The organism is Vibrio albus (assembly GCF_003144035.1).
Lineage (GTDB): Bacteria > Pseudomonadota > Gammaproteobacteria > Enterobacterales > Vibrionaceae > Vibrio > Vibrio albus.
The window spans coordinates 73,913-94,574 of the sequence record NZ_QFWT01000010.1; the positions used below are offsets into that span (position 1 = coordinate 73,913).

Sequence of the window (20,662 nt, forward strand, 5' to 3'; positions counted from 1 at the left end):
ATGAAATAAAATTACAAAAATAAAATTCAAGAGGATCCTCAGCATATTTTAGGAGAAATAGCCTGTTTTTATCTAAAATCCAGGCCAACACACCACACAGCTAATATACTGATTTTATTATTATTTACCGATAGGGACAAAAGAAAACATCGAGATATCAGAAAGGAATTTTCGGATTAGCTCACAGATCAAGACCACGATCTTTATTTCTGGAAGGCTTGTTGAGATGATACCTATGACTATTTGATTGATGGTATTGAGTAGTATTTAATAAATATTTAGTTATAGTGCGTTATAGATTTGCTTTATCTACCCCTCTCTATGAGGTCAACGCTTATGATTAGGTGATTAAAGTTGGGCCAAGAAACGGTCGGTAGTTAGTCTTCTTTGATAGCGTCTTTACGAATTTCAGCCGCAACGCGTTGTATCGCTTCCGCTGTGCTCACCCCTTTCGCCATCAATGCCTGGATTTTTTCAACAGCCTGTTGCTGTTCCTGGTGGGTTAAAGTTGGTAGGTCGTCAAACATATTCAGCCTCTCTGATTTGAGAGGCTGAATATAGAGGTTTTATCCTGATCTGTCGAGAATTAATAGGTAGTCAGAAAGTTAATATAACCACCCATAGCATCCGGGTTTGTATAGCTCACCGTTACGTCCATTTCGAATAACCCTAACGGTGATAAACCAACACCTGCTGTTATCGTATCTTCGCTATCACTGTATGCCATATTGCGTTTGTATCCGCCACGAATCTGTAACTGACGCATGATATCAAGTTCAAACCCCGCTCTTAACCACTGGGTGTTATCTTCAAAATCATCAAAGCGAGTATCTTCTGTTAAATCATAATCGGCACTGATAGTGAAGTAGTCAAATACCAGTCCAGCGCCAACCGTGTACTGAGGTTGAATCTTATAGGTGAAAGTTTTGGTTGTACTGCCAGTTGTTGTCACGCTTTCACTTTCAATATCTCTCGAGATTAAATTCGTTCCAGAAACACCGATACGAACCGGACCATAAAACCACATGGTACCGGCGTCTATATTGAACGTTGTTTCTGCATTATCATTTTCCAAAATATTATATATATCAAAATTTTGAGCGTTAGCTGCATAAGCGTATGAATAGACTCGCTGTAATTTAGGCGATATGCCGAAAGACATATGTTGACCAAGAACAGTTTGATATTTGGCTATAGAGAGCCCGGCCTCTGTAACGGCTACAGAAGCGACTTCAAAATAACTAGCAGCTGCGTTGGCAAGCCCAGAGCCCTCTCCTGTCGCAACATTTGGGGCAACAAAAGCCTCCATATAAGACTTACCAAAAATGTTCATTGCTAAATAAGGGTTTGGAATACCAAAAGCAACTGCGCCACCAAACTCCAGCCTGGCATCATCGCCAGCCATACTATCTAACGCAGCTTGTGCCTCAGCATCGCTACTAATACTAGTCAGAGCATCAATAGAATCAATTAGCTTATCTTCATCGTTATAGACAAGACCAATACTTGGCAGCAACATACCAGCATCATCATTTCGACGATAGATAGCCGTTAAAGCGGGGTTATAAAAAGGAGCAGTAAGATAAGTGGCGGCAACAACACCAGTTCCGCCCATAGCGGAGCCGCGGGCTTCTACACCATAACTACCGGCAACGGAAAAGGTGGATGAAAGGGCTAACGCTGCCGCAATAGATAAACGAAGTTTGTTCATAATAAGGCCAAAGAAAAGAGTTCGTTAACTGTTTATCGGCCATTATTGCACATTCTTTACCGGTTATTCTTCAGATATATCGTAAGTTTTGCTGATAACCTGCTGGTTTTCGATAATAATAGAGCCTTGCCAGTGCTGGTGAGCAATGGATACTGCCAAAACGTAACGATTTGGAATTAAATCCTGAATAGGAATCGTCGTTGGATAATCCGCTTCGTATTTTTGTTGCCATACTTTGATGTATTGATCATCAATATAATCATATAAAGAAACATCAAGTACCGGTAACGGGCAATATGAATTCAGTAGTGCTTTTTTATCAACGACCCAGTGATCTTTTGATTCCCAACGAACAACCTGCTTCATCGCTGATGTGCTGATGATTACCCAGGAGTTCCATACTTTATTGTCTGCCGCCTCAACCCGAACCTGATACAGCCCTGGTTCAAGTTTTCGATTCAGAGCGTATTGTCTCTGATAAATAACATTTCCCGGTTGCTCTATGATCGATTCGAAATCAGAGCTTCTGGATACTTTAGTTTCGGGCCATCGCGTGAATTCAATATCCTCAAGCCCTTCCAACGCGGTGACTTCTACCGTCACTCGCTCAGTTCGCCTTCCCGGGCTTTGAACAGACTGATTCCTAATCACCACTCTTGTAATCCACGGAGCAAATTCTTCGCTATGCAGAGTCTTACCACAATCTTTATCTAAAGATTTAAGCAGCAGTTGATTGAGGTGCTCCTTTACATAAGGAGCGCGTTCCTTCTGCCACACTTCAACCATGGCAGAAAAAGCAGCTGGCAAATCATCTTCCAGTATCGCCTGATGAGCCTGAGTTAAAGAAGTTTGTTCTTCGAACCACGCAGCCAAAACGGACTGCGTGAACAAGAACAAACTCATAGCGATCAAAAACCTCTGTTTCAGCATTATGCTTTCATCTTATAACCAACGCCACGTAAGGTTTCTATATCAATGCCCGGTAACTTTTGACGCAACTGTAATACATGGGTATCAACCGTCCTTGTTGTCGGAAAGTGGTTATAACCCCATACATGATCCAATAATTCATCACGAGTAAATACTCTTCCAATATTACTGGCTAGAAAAAGCAACAAATCGAACTCGGTTCTGGTTAAAGTAACCAGCTCGTTATTGAGTATGACTTCACGTGTTGCTTTGTCTATTACCAGATTATTAACGGTAACCTTTGAATCATCTACCTGGACATCATCGCTGTGTATACGTAACTGGGCACGGATTCTGGCAAACAGCTCTGCCTCTGCAAATGGCTTCGTCAGATAGTCATTAGCCCCTGCATCCAGGCCGGAAACTTTATCTTTAATGGTCACCAGAGCGGTAAGCAATATAACCGGAATTGAACTGATTTCTTTCCACTTTTTAAGATGTTCAACCGAGTCACCATCTGGCAACTGTCGATCCAATATCACAAGATCGGCTTTTTCCCAAAGGGATGAGACCTCTGAAATTCGTTCAGCATGCAGGCAATGATATCCAGCCTGTTCCAGACTCACTAACAAACCATCAGCCAGATTCTTATCGTCTTCAACGAGTAGCAATGTCTGTTTCACAAGGTATCTCCATAATAAATGTTGTTGGCGGACCCGCGAGTGTCATTTTTCCACCCATTTTACCAACCATTGATTCTACAATGGTCAGCCCTAAACCAAGTCCAGCCTTACTTACAAAAGGTTTTTTAAGCTTTTTCCAGTCTTTATGTGTCAGTTGTCCCTGGTCTATAACACTAAAAATAACTCCATTTTTCTGGAGATTGAATCTTATTTTAATCGGACTAACGCCATACTTTGCGGCGTTATTGACCAGATTATCGAGGCATGTCCCTAACCAGTAAACACTGGCCTTTATCGCCGCGTCTTCACCAACAATGATTTCAACATCGGTCTCATTTTCTTCATAACGTAGTGTAAGCCAATCGAGTACTGAGGGTATCCAATCAGTCCCTATTGCCTCACTGTCAGACTGCAAATAGTCTTTACTGGCTTCTGCCAGTTGCCGTAGCCTTCGCGTATCCTGACACAACCGCGTGAACTCTCGATATACTGATTCCGGAAGTTTCTCAAACTCTCTTCGGAAGCCTTCTACAGTAAGGGAAAGACTCGCAATCGGTGTCCGTAACTCATGTGTCAGGATCTGCAATACCAACATTCTGTTTCTTAGTTCTTGTTTCTTAACGTTCCACCGATATAGCATCCAGCCAATAATAAGTACCAGGTTCAGAATAACTAAGCCAATCATACTTTTGACAAGCAGGTCGGAGTCATCTTCAACTTCCCAGCATACATTACCACGCCTTAATGGACAGTAACTGTTATCGCTGGCAATACTGTAGGTGAGTCCAACGTTTGAACTGTTGATGCGCCATATTTCAAAAGGAAACAGATAATACCGGTCACCCTTTCTAAGCCATAACTCTTGGTTTTCCATAAACATTTCCGCACCAGAAATCAATGACTCTAATGCGGAATAGGACATTCTCTGCAATTGGCCTAACAATACATTTGATGCTGCTAAAGGGCGTTCCTTTATGTGCATATAATTTTTAAGTGTTTCGAAAGTCTCAGGATAGACCGCAGCATATCGAGCCGCGTAACTTCCCCCACCGGGATGAATCATACCAGAGCGAGAAAACCACTTTTCCGGTAGGGGTGTTCCCCGACATAACGCCCTGACAAATATCAAGGGCTCTGTGACCAATGGACTAAGCGGTAGCTTTCCGCTACAGGTCTGAGCCAGGTGAAAAAGTCGCTGGATATCTTTAAGAGGATACTGCGCAGTTTGCGGCAGCATAGTTTCGGGAGTGATCAATTTCGTTGGAAAGTCAGCCTGTAGAATACGAATATCGTATACGTGGCTTGCCTGATTATAGTCAAATAAGTCAACAAACTGACTGACTCTCTGTGGAAGAGACTCTTCAGCTCTGCTTCCCAGAGATAATAAACAGAAAAAAATAAATACTATCCGCAAAAACAAGTCAACTACCCTAACCTATGCAACTTATTCAGTGTAAAGATCTAACTATATCCGATTCACACGATAAAAAATATTGTCTGCTCATTAAATATATCCGGAAAACAAAAAACCAGCCTAATATATAGGCTGGTTTTGTTTTTGTGTCAGTGTTCTGTTAAAGCCGAATATTATAAGGCTTTGAAAATAGATTCCACACTCTCTTTAGCATCACCAAAGAGCATCTGAGTATTTTCTTTAAAGAACAGTGGGTTCTGAACGCCAGCATAACCGGTGTTCATTGAACGTTTAAATACTACCACGTTCTGTGCGTTCCACACTTCAAGAACTGGCATACCAGCAATCGGGCTGCCTGGATCTTCTTGTGCAGCAGGGTTAACCGTATCGTTCGCACCAATAACCAGTACCGTATCTGTTTCAGAGAAATCATCATTGATTTCATCCATTTCCAGTACGATATCGTATGGTACTTTCGCTTCAGCAAGAAGAACGTTCATGTGACCCGGTAACCTTCCCGCAACCGGGTGGATACCAAAGCGAACATCAATGCCTTTTGAACGTAGCTTTTCAGTAATTTCATACACTGGGTACTGAGCCTGAGCAACCGCCATACCGTATCCCGGAGTGATGATAACCGACTTAGAGTTCTTCAGCATCTCAGCCACTTCTTCAGCCGAAGTTTCACGGTGCTCACCATATTCAGTATCACTGCTTACAGACACTTCCTGACCAAAGCCACCCGCGATAACCGAAATAAAGGAACGGTTCATCGCCTTACACATAATGTAAGAAAGGATCGCACCCGAAGAACCAACCAGAGCACCAGTTACGATAAGCAAGTCGTTGGCCAGCATAAAGCCAGCTGCCGCTGCCGCCCATCCTGAGTAGGAGTTCAGCATGGAAACCACAACCGGCATATCAGCACCACCGATAGAAGCAACCAAGTGATAACCAAATACGAAAGCAATCAGCGTCATTATCACCAATGCCATCATGCTGCCTTCGGCTTTTACGAAGTAGATCATTAGCAATGTTGAAGACACAATCGCCAGAAGGTTCAGCTTATGCTTATGCGGAATGTTCAGTGGTGATGATGAAATCACACCACGCAGCTTGCCAAACGCTACGATCGAACCGGTAAATGTAACAGCACCGATAAACACACCCAGGAATACTTCCACAAGGTGGATGTTCAGCATTGCTTCATCCAGGATCACACCGTGATCCAGATAGCTGTTGTAACCAACCAAAACAGCCGCCATACCTACAAAGCTGTGCAGAATCGCAACCAGTTCAGGCATTTCAGTCATTTCTACTTTCTTAGCATAATAGATACCGATGCTGCCACCGATAGCCATTGCCAGAATAACCCAGCCAAAACCAGAAGATTCCGGGCCAAAGATAGTCGCAATAAGCGCTATTGTCATACCGATAATACCGTAAGTATTACCGGAACGGGCTGATTCCTGTTTAGACAGGCCCGCCAGACTCATGATGAATAGAACCGCAGCAACAATGTATGCGGCTTGTACTAATCCTGCAGACATTTGTTACTCCTTAGTCTTTACGGAACATTTCAAGCATACGTTTGGTGACGGTAAAACCACCAAAGATATTGATGCTTGCAATTAACACAGCGATAAATGCAAGGACAGATACAGCTGTATTTCCCTGCCCGATTTGCAATAAAGCACCAACGACAATAATACCCGAAATAGCATTCGTTACGGACATCAGCGGAGTATGCAGTGCATGCGTAACATTCCAGACAACGTAGTAACCTACCACACACGCCAGAACAAATACGGTAAAGTGGGACAAGAATGCTGCTGGTGCAACACTTGCCACCCAACCAAACGCTGCAACCCCAAGAGCAAGACCAGCAAACTTCTTAGCAGGAGAGACAGGTTTTTCTTCTTTTTTCTCTTGCGGAGCAACAGGAGCTGGCTCAGCTTTTGGCTGCGCTGATACCTGAATTGGTGGCGCAGGCCAGGTCACTTCACCTTCTTTTACTACAGTCACACCTCGTAGTACGACATCTTCAAAGTTGATGTCGATGTTGCCGTCTTTCTCTTTGCATAGCAATTTCAGAAGGTTAACAAGGTTTGTACCATAAAGCTGAGAAGATTGAGTCGGCAGACGACCAACCATATCAGTGTAACCTACGACCTTAACACCGTTTGCTGTTGTAATGACTTTATCAGCTTCAGTATATTCACAGTTACCGCCGTTCGCTGCCGCAAGGTCGACAATAACGCTACCAGCTTTCATGCTGTCTACCATTTCTTTGGTAATCAGCTTAGGAGCCGGGCGTCCTGGGATCAGCGCTGTGGTAACGATGATATCAACGTCTTTCGCCTGAGCTGCGTAAAGTTCTTCCGCTTTCTTATTGAACTCGTCAGACATTTCTTTCGCATAGCCATCACCAGCGCCAGTATCTTCTTCAAAGTCAACTTCAAGAAACTCTGCGCCCATAGACTGGACTTGCTCTTTTACTTCAGGACGAACATCAAAAGCACGAACAACCGCACCCAGACTACCCGCAGCACCGATAGCCGCCAGACCAGCAACACCAGCACCGGCAACCAGCACCTTAGCGGGTGGAACCTTACCTGCAGCCGTAATCTGACCAGTAAAGAAGCGGCCGAATTCATGAGCGGCTTCAACGACTGCACGATAGCCTGCAATATTGGCCATAGAACTTAACGCATCAAGAGACTGAGCTCTTGAAATACGAGGAACACAGTCCATCGCCATCACATTAATATTCTTAGAGGAAAGCTTTTCCATCAGCTCTGCATGTTGAGCAGGCCAAATAAAACTGATCAGGCTTGCACCGTCTTTAATCAGCTCGATTTCGCTATCTGAAGGCGCATTCACCTTCAAAATTAAATCCGCATTCCATACTTCTTCAGTCGTAACAACTGAAGCACCTGCAGCTTCAAAAGCTGCATCATCAAAGCTGGCATGAATACCCGCTTTGCTTTCAACTGAGACATCAAATCCCAGCTTTAATAACTGCTCAACCGTTTTAGGTGTTGCAGCAACCCGTGTTTCACCTGCGAGTATCTCTCTAGGCACACCAATTTGCATCGTTATTCCCTACTTATTGGCACAATGAATGTTCTGTTTTTATCTGACGATGACGCTGACTTCAAGCATTTTATGGTAAAAAAAAATCAATCAGTGCCATTCTATACCGAAACCGTTCAATTCTCTCTTTTAGGTGACAAAAGTTCAACGAAAACAGCACTAAACAGAGGTCAAACCAGAATAGTGGTTATGATAATTAAAAAGAGTCATCCAACGTAAGCAGATGACTCTTTGAAAAAACAATACATAGCAAGAAGTTTAATAAATTTCAAACCATTAAAAACCCGACAAGTCAGTTGAATATACTATCACCCATCTGATCAATAAACATTTTTGCTTTATTTAGCATTAATTCATTCGCATCTTGCTCTGAAGTCACCAAATCAGAGCGGATAAATCTGTGAGATTTTATCTCACCATCTTTCTCTTTGGTTATTCTTCCAGCAATCCGGTACTGGCCCCCCTCTTTTACCGCCTCCTGATAGATAAGAAAGCCCTTATATTCGACAGGCTCAACTTCCGTTGTTTGTTCGCTGCTTTTGGAACCAAACAACTTCGAAAATAGACCCACTTGCATTACTCCTCTGTCATTTGCGACTGATTAGATGACTGAATCACTTCTGACTCTTTAATGGAACAATTGGCTCCTCGTACCATTGGAGCTCTTCATCATCACTATGTTCTGGAATAATAACAGGAATATCATCATGATTCCGATCTTTACGCTGGTCATCCTCAATCAACGTTTCTGCCGCTTTTAAAGCCGCAATAGCTTGCTCCTGCAACTTAAGCAACTTCTCTTCAGGAAGCCCAGACAGAAAATCAATATCATGTCGGATATAAACTGGCCGTAGTTGATTCAACGCAATACAGGCAAGGTCGGCTAACTGCTCATTAGTGTATTTATTGGTATACTCTAGTTTTGCCAACTTTGCTCCTATGAGCGTTTCCATATAGTTATGCACATCAACACTTATTTGCATTTTCTTCTCCGGTTTTTGCGAACCTCTGTCATTAATCTTAAAACAACGCTGTGGAAAAGGAAAAATCGGAACGATTTCATTCACTATTTTTGTCAATAATGTTGCCTCAGCCACAGTTTGGATCACAAAATTAATGAGAATTGTTGTAAACACCTGTATCCTATCAGAGTAATCAAATAATAAGCGAACTGTTGTATTTCAGTCTGCCGTATATGAATTCGTAATGTCCTTTATTCATTCAAATTTTTTCAGATTTGCTTTTCCTATTCTTCTAGTCGTCATTCTGCAGGCGGGTAACCATAATGTTCTTCTGTTGATTGAGTCGAACCCTGGTGTCGCTGATACACTGCCCTATGTGTTGTTTGCCATTGCACTGCTGCTGTGTCAGGGTTTTAATCAAGGAAGAATGGGAATGATCGCGGTAGCAATGGCCATAACCTACTACGTTATCCAGGAGCGGCTGCAAACCCCTCTATCTGTTGGTACCACAAAATTAGAATTCTCACTTTTGGCATTTATACTGCCGGTCGCCTGCATCATTGTTTACGCATTCCCTGAGAAACGCTTTTTTTCGAGAACGGGAGTACTTTATACCGCAGTACTTGGGTTCATGTGTGGCTGGAGTATTTTCACTGTGCATTATTATCAGGATACCGGTCTGCAATCGCTTTGGGACGGGTGGCTTTTTTCTGTACCGGAAATATCAAAACTCCCTCTTCTTGTCGTGCTATATAGCTTTTTTATTGTCTGTGCTACCGGCATTGCGGTATTAAAAGCCAACCGGGCATTAGATGTGGCGGTATACAGCTGTCTTTTGTTGTCTTCTTTAACATTTTCCATGTTTGATCAGCCTTATATTTCCAGCATACTTTTCTCTTTGGCCGGAATTTTACTGATCACCGGAGTAGTAACCACCAGCCATGAACTCGCATACGTGGATCAACTAACCGGCATTCCCGGCCGAAGAGCTTTGGAAACCGAATTAACTCACCTTGGCAAAAAATACTCCATCGCCATGCTGGATGTGGATCATTTTAAGAAGTTTAATGATACTCACGGACACGATACCGGGGATGACGTACTAAAACTGGTTGCAAGCAAAATGATGCAGGTTCGTGGAAAAGCAAAAGTCTATCGCTATGGTGGTGAAGAATTTACGGTACTCTTTAAAGGTAAAAATGCAGAGGAAGCCGCTGATTACCTGGAAGAGCTACGAGAAAGTATCGCCGACTATAAGATGATACTGCGCAACCAGAGCAGCCGGCCTAAAAACGATAAAGAAGGGACCAGAAACAGAGGAAACGCTCCCACAACGACATCTGTTAGCGTAACAATTAGCATCGGAGTATCCGACAGTACCGAAATAAAGACGCCTCAGAAAGTCATTAAAGCCGCAGATGAAGCGCTATACCGGGCCAAAAAAGGCGGACGCAACAAAGTATCCATGTAACAGGAAAACGGCTAAACCGGCTTTTTTTACATCCCCTGCTTGTATTCACACTATATTCTTCTTACGATTGCATTTTTATCATTGAGTACTATTTATGTCTGACCAAAATAATGAAACCGTTACTGATATTGATCTGGAAACAGTATCTCCTGAGCTACGAACTGTCATTGAGTATGACGAAGTTCCGGAGCAGATGCTTGGTATGGTTGTTTCTATTCATGAGGCTTCTGAAGAAACAGTAAGAGAAGCATGGGATCAGATGCCAGCCAGTGCACAGAACATCCTGGACAATTTTGAGCAGTTTCACGCATTAATCTCTGTTAGTCAGGCATTTGCCGGAGTTAACTTTATGCAGGAAGCACAAAACCTGAATATGTCACAGGAGATGACCGACGAGCAGCAGGAAGCCTACCGGGCCCAGCTTCTTGATCAGGTACTTTACAACTGCGTTAAAGATATGACCAAACAAGTGAAGAAAGCCCGCCGGGATCCTATCCTTAAGCGTGATTTTCAGAATGTCTTTAAAAAATAAGTAAGTACAGGCGTGACAATGTCACGCCCAACCCTTATATAGCCAATGTACCTCGTCTCTGACAGCCACTTTCGCTTATCTAAACCGGCATGAACCTGCCACGTTCAATAGCTTATATTGTCCCCGCCGTATAAATACTCTGCTGAAACCGAAACAAGAATAGCCAAAAGCATGAATATAAGTGCTTTATTCCGAATTATACTGATAATTAATTCTTCTATGGCCTGTTTTTTGCTACGATTCTACAAGTGTCAGAATTTTATGTATATGGAGCATTCATGTCAGTTCGGTCCCGTTCTCTTTTGATATTTGGCTTGGCCTCATTTTTTTCCACTAATTTGTATGCCAATAATTTTAGTTATAACAGCATCGACTTCCGTGTGGGTGGCAGCCCGACAACCGTAGGCGGTGAATTTACCACTCAATTTACCGAAAATGCTCATTTTGCTGGTAAAGTAGACAGTGAATTTGAAGGTGACTGGGATATTGCGGCGGGGGTCGGTTTTAACGGTCCAATGGGACAGTTTATGGATATCCACGGACAGATGTTCCTCCATAACGTAAAAACGTCTTCGGGCGATCTTGTCGGTGAAAATTTCATGATCGAGTTCAATATGGGCCCACGTATCTGGCTATATGATAATATTGAATTACACGGAAAAGTAGGTCAATTGGTAGAAGATGACGATACGCATGCTGTATTTGAAATTGGCGGTCGTTTCCATTCGACTCAACAATTAGTGCTTGGTGCCAGTATCAGAAGCAATGGCATTTATGGCACACAGTTCTTAATGACGACACGTTTCCAGTATTAAGCTTTATATACACAGCCCTGAACACCTTTATTATTGAGTGAAAATTTTCAGGGCTGTTTTCATTTTATTCTCAAAAAATCACTCTTTATCAAAACTGTCTACAACGATAGCCCCCATCGAGGCAGGCATAGTAATAATCACGATCCTCTTCAAAGCAATGACCGGCTCGGTAAGCAAAGGGAGCTTATCCAGACTGAACAAAATTAATGCCACAATAATTGCAGTAAAAAAATAGGCGATAAACATCCGGGCAATAAAAACAAATACCCGGTTACGTATATTTTCCTGAAATACGGAATAGTAGGTATAAAAACCAAGAAAAAAGATCGAAAGCAGCCACAACATACCCAAATTTAGCAGTGGTAATGTCTGTCCCATTTTCCAGGCTTCTTCTGAAAATGAAACAGGTACGGCTAAAGCAAACGCTCCAACAAATATCTGACTCGCATCCTCTAGATTAAAGCTAATTTTCATACCACTCCCCGTATTAAGCTTCCGGCACCGTTAGATTGTTATACAGGATCCGGTAAGTTAATTCCGGTAGCCTGTAATGTTCCCATACGATAATACATTGCATGTGCCGCATCCAGAAACGGCATGGCCAAAGCTGCGCCGCTGCCTTCCCCTAGTCGTAACCCCATATGGATAAACGGCTCTAATTTCAGGTGTTCCAGTGCCAGTACTGCGCCTTTTTCTGCAGACTGGTGAGACGGAATGAAATACCCGGCGACATTCGGCTCAATAAGACAGGCTACCAATGCTGACGCATAGGAAAGAAAACCATCCAGGACAACTGGTGTTTTCATCGCCGCCGCTCCCAACATAGCGCCAGTCATAGCCGCCAGATCAAATCCACCAACCTTCGCCATAATATCCACTCCGTCTTGCGAGTTTGGACAATGTAACGCGATAGCCTCTGTGACGACATTCACTTTATGCTTGAGTCTGCACTCGGGCAAATTAGCTCCCAACCCAACCACGCTCTCTGGCTCATGACCGGTGACCACACTAACAATCGCGGCGGCAGGAGTCGTATTGGCAATCCCAAGCTCACCTACACCAATGACTCCAAGTTGGTCATGGTCAATCGATTGTTTAACATGATTAGCCACATCCAGAATCAGCTGCTCTGTCTGCGCATAAGTCATCGCCGGCTCTTTAAGAATGTTTCCGCATCCACGCGCAACTTTCATGTTGGTGATGCCTTCAATAGGGTCACAATCAATGCCAACATCGATCATCTCAACTTCCACGCCGTTAGACTGACTCAACACAGACACACCGGTCAGCCCCCTGACATTGTTACCTGCCTGAATTGCGGTCACTTCCTGAGGTGAAACCGCGACCCCTTCATCATACACACCGTGGTCACCAGCCATGACAAAGATCTTTTTAGGGCCAACCTTCCAGTTGGTCGTGCGGTAAATTGCCGCAAGCTGACAGGCCAGTTGTTCCAGAAGTCCAAGGCTGCCTAAAGGTTTAATCAACTGATCAACATGGTTCCTGGCGTGCTGTCTGCTCTTTTCATCTACAGGCAGAATAGCAGCTGCCAGTTCAGCTAATAAAGGGTTCATCATTTTTCTCCTTTCAGAAATAATGGTCTGCGGGTGTCATTTTATTCATATATAACTTATGCAGATCTGCCGTTATACCTTGAATACACTCACCATAACTATTAAAAAACATAATTCAAACAACTCATTACCGGCACCTAAGGTATCGCCGGTCTGACCGCCAATCACCCGGTTGATATAGCTCCGGTACACAAAACAAAACAGGCTGGTAACAAGCAATCCCACTCCCCCTTTCCAGCCGAGGGTAAACAATGACAACAGCGTTCCTGTAGCCAGTGTCAGGCCCAGCCGTGCTGAAGAAATACGATTAATATAGATATGTCCGAGTCCTGACTCCCGAGCGTAATGCTGTCTGTACATCAGGAGTGACATCAGAGTCCGGCCAGCTAAGGGAGAAGCCACTAATATCCAAAGCGCTGATTCAGGGAACTGCCGTAAAATTTGTGACACCACCAGTACCTTGAGCAGTAATACAAAAAACAACGCCAATGCACCGTGTGTGCCCAGACGACTGTCTTTCATTATTTCCAGCATTCGCTCCGGAGTCCGGGCTGAAAAGATACCGTCGGCGGTATCCGCTAGTCCGTCAAGATGAAAGCCACCGGTTAACAGCGCCATCATAAATACATAAACCGCGGCACCTAGCAGGCTGTCCCAGCCCAGAAATCGCGTTGCGCCCATAGTGATAACCGCAGCAATACCTCCGAGAATAAGCCCCACCCAAGGAAAGGCAACAATACCTTTATAAGTATCATCAAAGTCAAAATCATGAGTCCAACTTTGAGGTACCGGCAGACGAGTCATAAACTGTAGGGTTACGAAAAATGCTTTCATTGCTGACGTCCTGCTGCTGGGTGAACAGGGAAATCATCCATAATGGCCCGACTCATAGGCACTCCTTTTCAACATTTTTTAAAGGGCTCGCTTCTGATAAATCATGTTCACTCCTGAACAGAGGCATTCCCAACTCCTGATGTATGCGCACCAGCCAGGGCTGTTCCAGGCCTACTTTTTCGATCAGAGCCTTATCTAAAAAGACCTGCTCAGGTACGCCCTGTGATTCTATACCGCCATCATTCATCACATAGACATAATCACATACGTCATAAATCAGATTAATATCATGACTGGACATGACCACATGCTTTCCGGATAGGGAGATAGAGCGGATCAGAGCTTTCATCTGTCGCGTACCAAGCGGATCAAGCCCGGCAGCGGGTTCATCCAGAAGCAGATATTTCGTTCCTAAAACCAGAGAACCAGCAAGAGCAACTCTCTTTTTCTGACCAAAACTCAGGTACTGTATTGGCTTATCAGCAAACTGTTGCCCGTCCACCATCGATATAGCCTTCTCGACCCGTTGAAAGACTTCAGCTTCATCTATACCCAGATTTCTTAAACTAAACGCAATATCACTAAACACATCGGTATAGAATATTTGCTGTTCGGGCTCCTGAAACATTAAGGTGACGTTCTTACGGTGTTCAATCAAACTACGCTTATCATAACGAACTGCCTTATCTCGCCACCGGACTTCCCCAGCCGTCGGGGTATGTAAGCCAAGCAATAGTTTAAACAGCGTTGATTTTCCGCAACCATTTGCTCCGACAACACCAATAACAGGATGAGCAGAAAAGTCCATGTTCAGATTCTGCAGAACGGGTTGCCCCTTCTCATACTCAAAACTCATCTCATGTACGGCTAATGTCATAGATGAAACTCTCCCTGATACAACTTAACCGAAAGCGCATTCTGCATCTGCTGATGCCGTGCCAGAACACGTTGCAATAACACACCGCTCAACATTGCAAGAGACTTCAAACTTCGTCTGCGATTCACATAGCCAAAGCGCAACGTCTGTGCACAATAAAGGCTGTGTGCTTCTTCGATAAAAATAAAAATAAACCGATAAGTCAGCGCCACCTGTTCTACAAGCACTGAAGGTAATCTGGCGCTTTTTAATAGCTGAACACACTGGTTAAATGGTGTGGTCACGACAAAACACAGGGTCGCAGCTATTGAACATGCGCATCGTGACAATGTCACATAACTTCTGTTCAGCGTTTCGGTTGTGACCCCTATATAACCACCCATAAACGGTAGGCCTGCTAGCAACTCACCTCTGTTTGTCACATAGACAATCATTGCTGTAAGCAGACTCAGAAAGAGAAAACCGGCCGGTATTGTTAGCCATTGAATATATTGCCTGACTGAAAGACGCCCTCCATAACAGGCCATAAACATCAACAGCAGAAATAGCCCCCACTGTAGAAGCGGAGGGAGGATCAATGCGGAAACCAAAGCCATGACATAAAACCACCACTTGTAACCAGGTGATACCTTTGCCCACCGGCTTTGGTAAGCAAACTTATCGATGATCAGCATGGCGACTTCTGCGGCCCTGGTAATAGCCAAAAATATAAAAGATCACAGCAGCACCTAACAAGCCCTGAAGAGTAAAGAGTAAGCTCTCTATTTCACCGCTAGCGGGCTCAAACCACGGCTCAAACCACGGCTTATAGTCCGGCGCAACCTGCGTGATCAATTCTTCCGCCTGCCCGTCGGCTCCTTCATAGCTTCCATTTTCATTAACGATAAAAGGCAGCACCGTAAGTACACAAATCATGCATATAATAAGAATACTTTTTCTCATTGCAGGGATCCTTGTATATTAATAATGGAACGTTTAGCCAGTTGCTCATAAATAAGCACGGTTAGCAGACCTTCTGCTATCGCAATCGGCACCTGAGTAAACATAAAGATCCCAACGAACTTAGTGATTGAAGCCATCATGCCAAGTTCAGGATCCGGAAAGGCGAAGCCAAGTTGGACAGAGGTGACAAAATAGGTAGAAATATCAGCGGCAAAGGCACACAGAAAAACCGCGACATCTTTTCTGAGGCGAATACGACCGGCTGCTACCCATACCAGATAGCCAACAAAAGGACCGATGACAGCCATCGACATACCATTAGCGCCCAGTGTGGTAATACCACCATGAGCAAGTAACAGAGCCTGAAACAACAAAGCAATCCCGCCAAGTACAGGGACCACCATAAAACCAAACAGAATCACCGCCAGTCCGACACCTGTAGGATGGGAGCAGCTCCCGGTAACCGATGGCAGCTTCAATGCCGACAATACGAAAATGAAAGCACCGCAAAGCGCAAGTAATACCTTCCTGCTGCTGTCTTCTTTTACTAACTGTTTGATATTATTAACACTCATTACAATAAATGGCACAAATAACACCCACCAGCCAACGGCCCACACCGGAGGAAGGAACCCTTCCATGATATGCATAGCATTCGCCTGTAATGGCATTAACATAACGGCCCCTCCCGATAATATCAGGGTTAACCGTCTTGAGTTTGTATTAACCGACATACACAACGTTCCTTACATCCCTGGCTAATTTAGTGCCCAGGTTCTGTTGACTAAAATAGTTGAAAAATAGGGTAAGTCTTCACCTGATTCGATAAGACGCAGATCGGGGTAACAGATTTCACTGCCCATAGACGCGTTGGCCATGAGAATCGCATGATCCAGTAAATCAAGCTCTTCCAGCAATTGACGTATTTGTGTAAAACGCCCGTACACTTTCATCAGCACTACACATTCATGACTATTCAGTGCAGCACGAAGTGCATCAGCGTCAGCGGTGCATGACATCACTGCCAGTGATTGTTTTTCCATACATAAAGGAAATTGTGCCTGTGAAGCAATGGCAGAAAATGACGTTATGCCCGGAATAACATCGATGTCGATCTTGTCTGACAGACGTTCCAGCAAAAATACCCAAGTGCTGAACAGCATGCTGTCACCTAAGGTAATAAATCCGACCTGCTTGCCTTGTTTCACATCTTGTTCGATATCAGCGGCAACCGCGTCCCAGGCCTGCTGCTTCTGGGTGGCGTCTGCTGTCATTGGAAAATGGCGTTCTTTAATCTGAACCGCTTCACCGAGGTATTCCTGCACAATCGACAGAGCCAGACTGCGCCCTCCTTTACGTCCGGCGGGGGCATACAACACATCCAGCTTGTCCAGCAGCCTTGCTGCGCGAACCGTAATTAAATCACTAGCCCCCGGCCCCGTTCCTATTGCATACAACTTTCCTTGCATCACGCTACCTTCTCCTCTGGCATATCGCCTTGATCAGAAACGGCCTTAAGATGCTCTGCAAACATCGCTCGGATCATGGGGTTCTCACCCAGTCCCCGAACAATAGGTTCAGCCTCAATCCCTGTGTTCTGGATCAGCACTTTCCATGAATCCGGTTCATCAGAGGCCATATCATTGATTGCGTGATCTCCGGCCACCAGCATCAGTGGCATCAGATACACTTTGCTCACCCCTTCATGATGAAGCCGGTTAATAACCGTATCGATCTCCGGGTAACTCTCCACAGCCCCAACGATAAAAGGCAGCCCTTTGTTTTTCATAAGATGGTCCAGACAGGCATAAGCAGAGAAAGCATGATGAGTCGCGCCGTGTCCCATTAGCACCAGACGTTCGTCCGCCTGCAGTACCGGTGATTGATACTGGATGGCTTCAATGAGTTGCTCGTAATCTTCCATACAGCTTAACAACGGAAGCCCGAGCTGAAGGTTATCGAATTCGCCGCGGTAACTGTCGACCTGACGGGAAATTTTTTCGTATTCATCCCCATTAATGATATGCAGAGACTGAATGAGTACGTCGCGATACCCTTCATTCTTTAAACGCTCTAACGCCTGCCCCGGATTATCTATTTCCAGCCCATCACGATGGGATAGTTTTCGGATGATCATGGACGATGTAAACGCTCGGAAACAATCGCGGTCAGGGTAAGACTGGGCCAGATCTCTTTCACACGCTTCGATATTTCGTATCCTTGCCTGCGGATAACTGGTACCGAAGCTGATAACGAGTAATGCTTTTTTCATAGAATATATTCCTGCTGTTTCCAGTGGCTGAACAGCGCCACGCATTCTTCAACATTGGTCAGATAATCCGCATACTGGTTTATCTGCGCTTTCATCGGACGTTCAATAACAATGCATTCAATTCCAAGCTCAATACACGGAAAGACTTTCTCAGTGAAACCACCCACCTGACCGGACTCTTTTGTAATCACCACATCAGGCTGGAGCATCTGATACAAAGCGTGATTCATTGCCTGACTGAACGGGCCTTTCATCGCGATAATATTCTCAATGCCAAGTCCGGCTTCCTCGCATTCAGCAATGACACCGGAGGTTGGTAATACTCTGGCGTATAAGGTGGTATCCGGTAGCTGGCAACAAAAGGCTCTCAGATCTTTACTTCCTGTCGTCAGCAGAACCTTTTTCTGATCCCCTCTTATTTTTTTGCACGCTTGCGCAACATCAGACACACGATGAATTAAAGGGTGATCTATCGATTCAATAGTGCTGGGACGTTCATAACGGATCACCGGACACTCAAGCGGACGGCATGCATCCAGAATGGTCTGCCGTAGTACCTGTGCATAAGGATGAGCCGCATCAATAACCATCTCGACGCCATGGCTGGTAATCCATTCCTTCATGGCCCGTTCTGACAGGCGTCCGTCAATCACCGGTGCATTCAGGCACTGAGCGGTATGCCTGCCTTCAGGCGTTGCAACAGAGAGGGTGTAACGAACATCACATGCCTCCAGTGCCTGGCAAATCTCCACCGCGTCAGAAGTACCGCCAAAGACGAGAACGTGTTCCGGCTTCACAGCTGATACCCTCTTGGAGTCACCATAAGTCCCTGTTCAACATAAGTAGACTGATTTCCGACGATAACCAGAGTACGCATGTCGACCAGCTCAAAGTCCATGTCACCGAATGTGGTAATCCACTTGGCTTCTTTACGGCGTCCGGCTTCTTTAACGATCCCGACCGGCGTCTGAGGATCCTTGTAGGGCGACATCAGCTCAAAGGCCTGTTTAAGATGCCCTTCACGCCCTCTGCTTCGAGGGTTATAGAAGCAAGTGACAAAATCAGCCTCAGCCGCGACAATGATGCGTTTTTCAATCACTTCCCATGGCGTCAGCAGATCGCTCAGACTGATATGACAAAAGTCATGCATCAGAGGCGCGCCCAGAACCGATCCTGCAGCAATACTCGCCGTCATACCGGGAATCACTTTCACTTCAACATGCCAGGAGTGCTTAGTGACCATTTCAAGGATCAGCCCGGCCATTCCGTATATCCCGGAATCACCACTACTGATCAATGCCACTGTTTTTCCGGACTGAGCCATTTCAAGAGCGGCCTGACAACGCTCGATTTCTTTACACATCCCGGTTTTCAGCACCGGTTTATCGCCCACTAATGCTTTAACCAGATGGGTATAGGTTTTATATCCGACAATAACGTCGGCCTCTTCAATGGCTGCCCTTGCCTGATACGTCATCATATCCAGACCACCCGGTCCAATTCCTACGACATATAACATTACTTCATAACTCCATAGGTGATGGTGATACCCTGCTGTTTAACCGTCTCCCCCAACAAAAGACCATTGCTTAACAACCAGGCCGCAGGCTGGGAAACACTCCCTATGCCTACAGTCCGAATCACAAACTCTGATTTGGGGAACAACTCAGAACACGCTCTTAACTCTTCCGCACTGAATACTTTAAAAGGAACGTTTTTACCTGAGGCGAGCTTTAGAATAGCTGGCTCATCTTTCTTCACATCGATGCTTCCGATAACCGCCAGAGACATAGAGTGAAGTCCCCGATTCATCAGTTGCTCACTAAACAGCGCAGCAAGATCGCCCGGAGACGTATCTTTACGGCAGCCAATACCGGCAACCACGCGCTTTGGAATTAGCTGATAGCTTTTCACCGGCCATTCGGGTCTCTTCAATTGCATAGAAACGTCTATCAGCGCAGACAAATCATGCTTGTCGACATCCTCCTCTGACACAAACGTCAATCCACGGGTATCAAAGCTGTCAATATCAAACCCAAGATGCTCAACCAGCCACGGATCCACAAATAATCCAATATTCTCTCCGCTAACCAGTCGTTGATTGATGGTTTTCGCGACGGTCCGGAAATCTTCAGCCACGGCACACATCTGTTTAGCCAGAAGATCAAATGAACATTTCTGATTTACATCCGTGGATGTTGTTATCACTGGTTTCGCACCGATAATACCGGAGACATAACGGGCCAGTGCATTCGCGCCCCCCATGTGCCCGGAAAGCAGGCTGATGACATGTTCACCTTTTTCATCCACGACAAGCACAGCAGGATCAGACAGTTTGTCCTCAAGCAGCGGTGCAATAACACGTACCGTTATCCCACATGCACCCACAACGATAATGGCGCTGTCTCGCGAAAAGGACTCTGCGACTGTGTTCTGAAAGCTACCATTGAACGGAATGAATCCGTCCTGAACATATTTTTCTGCGCAGTAACAGGTTATGGGTAAAGAATCGCGCAGCTTGTTGGCCACGGTTTGTCCACCAGGTGTTAATGTGAATAGAGATATTGATT

24 protein-coding genes are annotated in these 20,662 nt (G+C 44.9%); 3 read left to right on the plus strand and 21 right to left on the minus strand.

What is annotated here, in order from left to right; translation table 11 throughout:
* Nucleotides 1–377: 377 nt before the first annotated feature.
* From DI392_RS16260 to DI392_RS16300, 9 genes are all read right to left on the minus strand, one after another.
* Nucleotides 378–527, minus strand: a complete 150-nt coding sequence (locus tag DI392_RS16260; RefSeq protein WP_109320754.1) for a YoaH family protein — start codon at nt 525–527, stop codon at nt 378–380.
* Between the two features lie 59 nt (nt 528–586).
* Nucleotides 587–1,711 (minus strand): conjugal transfer protein TraF, encoded by a 1,125-nt coding sequence (locus DI392_RS16265; RefSeq protein WP_109320755.1) that lies wholly within the window; start codon nt 1,709–1,711, stop codon nt 587–589.
* Nucleotides 1,712–1,774: 63 nt separating this feature from the next.
* Complete coding sequence (locus DI392_RS16270; protein WP_245884112.1) at nt 1,775–2,584, minus strand: DUF2861 family protein; 810 nt, start codon at nt 2,582–2,584, stop codon at nt 1,775–1,777.
* A gap of 56 nt (nt 2,585–2,640) precedes the next feature.
* Nucleotides 2,641–3,303 carry a response regulator transcription factor VxrB gene (vxrB, locus tag DI392_RS16275; RefSeq protein ID WP_109320756.1) on the minus strand — a complete coding sequence of 221 codons (663 nt, stop codon included), beginning with the start codon at nt 3,301–3,303 and terminating at the stop codon, nt 2,641–2,643.
* Complete coding sequence (vxrA, locus tag DI392_RS16280; protein WP_109320757.1) at nt 3,278–4,723, minus strand: sensor histidine kinase VxrA; 1,446 nt, start codon at nt 4,721–4,723, stop codon at nt 3,278–3,280. Before vxrA ends, vxrB begins: the two co-directional genes overlap by 26 nt.
* Before the next feature lie 167 nt (nt 4,724–4,890).
* Nucleotides 4,891–6,267 carry a Re/Si-specific NAD(P)(+) transhydrogenase subunit beta gene (pntB, locus tag DI392_RS16285; RefSeq protein ID WP_109320758.1) on the minus strand — a complete coding sequence of 459 codons (1,377 nt, stop codon included), beginning with the start codon at nt 6,265–6,267 and terminating at the stop codon, nt 4,891–4,893.
* A 10-nt stretch (nt 6,268–6,277) separates the two neighbouring features.
* On the minus strand, nt 6,278–7,813 hold the full coding sequence (gene pntA, locus DI392_RS16290; protein WP_109320759.1) for a Re/Si-specific NAD(P)(+) transhydrogenase subunit alpha: 1,536 nt from the start codon (nt 7,811–7,813) through the stop codon (nt 6,278–6,280).
* Nucleotides 7,814–8,105: 292 nt separating this feature from the next.
* Nucleotides 8,106–8,384 carry an HlyU family transcriptional regulator gene (locus DI392_RS16295; RefSeq protein ID WP_109320875.1) on the minus strand — a complete coding sequence of 93 codons (279 nt, stop codon included), beginning with the start codon at nt 8,382–8,384 and terminating at the stop codon, nt 8,106–8,108.
* A gap of 43 nt (nt 8,385–8,427) precedes the next feature.
* Nucleotides 8,428–8,796: a late competence development ComFB family protein gene (locus DI392_RS16300; RefSeq protein WP_109320876.1), complete on the minus strand. Its 369-nt coding sequence runs from the start codon at nt 8,794–8,796 to the stop codon at nt 8,428–8,430.
* A gap of 223 nt (nt 8,797–9,019) precedes the next feature.
* Between DI392_RS16300 and DI392_RS16305 the strand changes: the two genes are divergently transcribed.
* The 3 genes from DI392_RS16305 to DI392_RS16315 all read left to right on the plus strand — a co-directional run bounded on the left by DI392_RS16305 (nt 9,020) and on the right by DI392_RS16315 (nt 11,593).
* Nucleotides 9,020–10,246 carry a GGDEF domain-containing protein gene (locus DI392_RS16305; protein WP_109320760.1) on the plus strand — a complete coding sequence of 409 codons (1,227 nt, stop codon included), beginning with the start codon at nt 9,020–9,022 and terminating at the stop codon, nt 10,244–10,246.
* 94 nt (nt 10,247–10,340) lie between these two features.
* Nucleotides 10,341–10,778 (plus strand): DUF3069 domain-containing protein, encoded by a 438-nt coding sequence (locus DI392_RS16310; RefSeq protein ID WP_109320761.1) that lies wholly within the window; start codon nt 10,341–10,343, stop codon nt 10,776–10,778.
* 278 nt (nt 10,779–11,056) lie between these two features.
* Nucleotides 11,057–11,593, plus strand: coding sequence for a hypothetical protein (locus tag DI392_RS16315; protein ID WP_109320762.1), 537 nt, complete (start codon nt 11,057–11,059; stop codon nt 11,591–11,593).
* Between the two features lie 78 nt (nt 11,594–11,671).
* On the opposite strand, the gene DI392_RS16320 is transcribed toward DI392_RS16315, so the two are convergent.
* From DI392_RS16320 to DI392_RS16375, 12 genes are all read right to left on the minus strand, one after another.
* Complete coding sequence (locus tag DI392_RS16320; protein WP_109320763.1) at nt 11,672–12,067, minus strand: DUF2391 family protein; 396 nt, start codon at nt 12,065–12,067, stop codon at nt 11,672–11,674.
* 38 nt (nt 12,068–12,105) lie between these two features.
* Nucleotides 12,106–13,167, minus strand: coding sequence for a nicotinate-nucleotide--dimethylbenzimidazole phosphoribosyltransferase (cobT, locus tag DI392_RS16325; protein WP_109320764.1), 1,062 nt, complete (start codon nt 13,165–13,167; stop codon nt 12,106–12,108).
* Nucleotides 13,168–13,239: 72 nt separating this feature from the next.
* Nucleotides 13,240–14,001 (minus strand): adenosylcobinamide-GDP ribazoletransferase, encoded by a 762-nt coding sequence (gene cobS / locus DI392_RS16330; protein ID WP_109320765.1) that lies wholly within the window; start codon nt 13,999–14,001, stop codon nt 13,240–13,242.
* 52 nt (nt 14,002–14,053) lie between these two features.
* Nucleotides 14,054–14,878, minus strand: a complete 825-nt coding sequence (locus tag DI392_RS16335) for an ATP-binding cassette domain-containing protein (RefSeq protein WP_109320766.1) — start codon at nt 14,876–14,878, stop codon at nt 14,054–14,056.
* Nucleotides 14,875–15,552, minus strand: a complete 678-nt coding sequence (cbiQ, locus tag DI392_RS16340) for a cobalt ECF transporter T component CbiQ (protein ID WP_109320767.1) — start codon at nt 15,550–15,552, stop codon at nt 14,875–14,877. The genes DI392_RS16335 and cbiQ overlap by 4 nt, the downstream gene beginning before the upstream one ends.
* Complete coding sequence (locus tag DI392_RS16345; RefSeq protein WP_109320768.1) at nt 15,536–15,820, minus strand: energy-coupling factor ABC transporter substrate-binding protein; 285 nt, start codon at nt 15,818–15,820, stop codon at nt 15,536–15,538. Before DI392_RS16345 ends, cbiQ begins: the two co-directional genes overlap by 17 nt.
* Entirely contained in the window at nt 15,817–16,497 is a 681-nt protein-coding gene (locus tag DI392_RS16350) for an energy-coupling factor ABC transporter permease (protein WP_219930913.1), read from the minus strand. Before DI392_RS16350 ends, DI392_RS16345 begins: the two co-directional genes overlap by 4 nt.
* Before the next feature lie 81 nt (nt 16,498–16,578).
* A complete protein-coding gene (locus tag DI392_RS16355; protein WP_109320770.1) occupies nt 16,579–17,289 on the minus strand; it encodes a cobalt-factor II C(20)-methyltransferase in 711 nt (236 codons plus the stop codon).
* Nucleotides 17,289–18,092, minus strand: a complete 804-nt coding sequence (gene cbiK / locus DI392_RS16360) for a sirohydrochlorin cobaltochelatase (RefSeq protein WP_109320771.1) — start codon at nt 18,090–18,092, stop codon at nt 17,289–17,291. The genes DI392_RS16355 and cbiK overlap by 1 nt, the downstream gene beginning before the upstream one ends.
* Nucleotides 18,089–18,889: a precorrin-6A reductase gene (cobK, locus tag DI392_RS16365; protein ID WP_109320772.1), complete on the minus strand. Its 801-nt coding sequence runs from the start codon at nt 18,887–18,889 to the stop codon at nt 18,089–18,091. Before cobK ends, cbiK begins: the two co-directional genes overlap by 4 nt.
* The gene (locus DI392_RS16370; RefSeq protein WP_109320773.1) at nt 18,886–19,611 is read right to left on the minus strand and encodes a precorrin-3B C(17)-methyltransferase; all 726 of its coding nucleotides are present in this window, start codon (nt 19,609–19,611) and stop codon (nt 18,886–18,888) included. The genes cobK and DI392_RS16370 overlap by 4 nt, the downstream gene beginning before the upstream one ends.
* On the minus strand, nt 19,611–20,621 hold the full coding sequence (locus DI392_RS16375) for a cobalt-precorrin 5A hydrolase (RefSeq protein ID WP_219930915.1): 1,011 nt from the start codon (nt 20,619–20,621) through the stop codon (nt 19,611–19,613). The genes DI392_RS16370 and DI392_RS16375 overlap by 1 nt, the downstream gene beginning before the upstream one ends.
* Nucleotides 20,622–20,662: the final 41 nt, after the last annotated feature.

What these genes read in the sequence shown, in the direction of transcription:
- DI392_RS16300 (WP_109320876.1), bottom strand. Translation starts at nt 8,796, where the DNA reads ATGCAAATAAGTGTTGATGTGCATAACTATATGGAAACGCTCATAGGA.
- DI392_RS16335 (WP_109320766.1), bottom strand. Translation starts at nt 14,878, where the DNA reads ATGACATTAGCCGTACATGAGATGAGTTTTGAGTATGAGAAGGGGCAA.
- cbiK (WP_109320771.1), bottom strand. Translation starts at nt 18,092, where the DNA reads ATGAAAAAAGCATTACTCGTTATCAGCTTCGGTACCAGTTATCCGCAG.
- DI392_RS16315 (WP_109320762.1), top strand. Translation starts at nt 11,057, where the DNA reads ATGTCAGTTCGGTCCCGTTCTCTTTTGATATTTGGCTTGGCCTCATTT.
- cobT (WP_109320764.1), bottom strand. Translation starts at nt 13,167, where the DNA reads ATGAACCCTTTATTAGCTGAACTGGCAGCTGCTATTCTGCCTGTAGAT.
- DI392_RS16350 (WP_219930913.1), bottom strand. Translation starts at nt 16,497, where the DNA reads ATGTTAATGCCATTACAGGCGAATGCTATGCATATCATGGAAGGGTTC.
- DI392_RS16260 (WP_109320754.1), bottom strand. Translation starts at nt 527, where the DNA reads ATGTTTGACGACCTACCAACTTTAACCCACCAGGAACAGCAACAGGCT.
- DI392_RS16310 (WP_109320761.1), top strand. Translation starts at nt 10,341, where the DNA reads ATGTCTGACCAAAATAATGAAACCGTTACTGATATTGATCTGGAAACA.
- DI392_RS16345 (WP_109320768.1), bottom strand. Translation starts at nt 15,820, where the DNA reads ATGAGAAAAAGTATTCTTATTATATGCATGATTTGTGTACTTACGGTG.
- DI392_RS16355 (WP_109320770.1), bottom strand. Translation starts at nt 17,289, where the DNA reads ATGCAAGGAAAGTTGTATGCAATAGGAACGGGGCCGGGGGCTAGTGAT.
- cbiQ (WP_109320767.1), bottom strand. Translation starts at nt 15,552, where the DNA reads ATGCTGATCATCGATAAGTTTGCTTACCAAAGCCGGTGGGCAAAGGTA.
- DI392_RS16370 (WP_109320773.1), bottom strand. Translation starts at nt 19,611, where the DNA reads ATGTTATATGTCGTAGGAATTGGACCGGGTGGTCTGGATATGATGACG.
- cobS (WP_109320765.1), bottom strand. Translation starts at nt 14,001, where the DNA reads ATGAAAGCATTTTTCGTAACCCTACAGTTTATGACTCGTCTGCCGGTA.
- DI392_RS16320 (WP_109320763.1), bottom strand. Translation starts at nt 12,067, where the DNA reads ATGAAAATTAGCTTTAATCTAGAGGATGCGAGTCAGATATTTGTTGGA.
- DI392_RS16265 (WP_109320755.1), bottom strand. Translation starts at nt 1,711, where the DNA reads ATGAACAAACTTCGTTTATCTATTGCGGCAGCGTTAGCCCTTTCATCC.
- pntA (WP_109320759.1), bottom strand. Translation starts at nt 7,813, where the DNA reads ATGCAAATTGGTGTGCCTAGAGAGATACTCGCAGGTGAAACACGGGTT.
- DI392_RS16305 (WP_109320760.1), top strand. Translation starts at nt 9,020, where the DNA reads ATGTCCTTTATTCATTCAAATTTTTTCAGATTTGCTTTTCCTATTCTT.
- pntB (WP_109320758.1), bottom strand. Translation starts at nt 6,267, where the DNA reads ATGTCTGCAGGATTAGTACAAGCCGCATACATTGTTGCTGCGGTTCTA.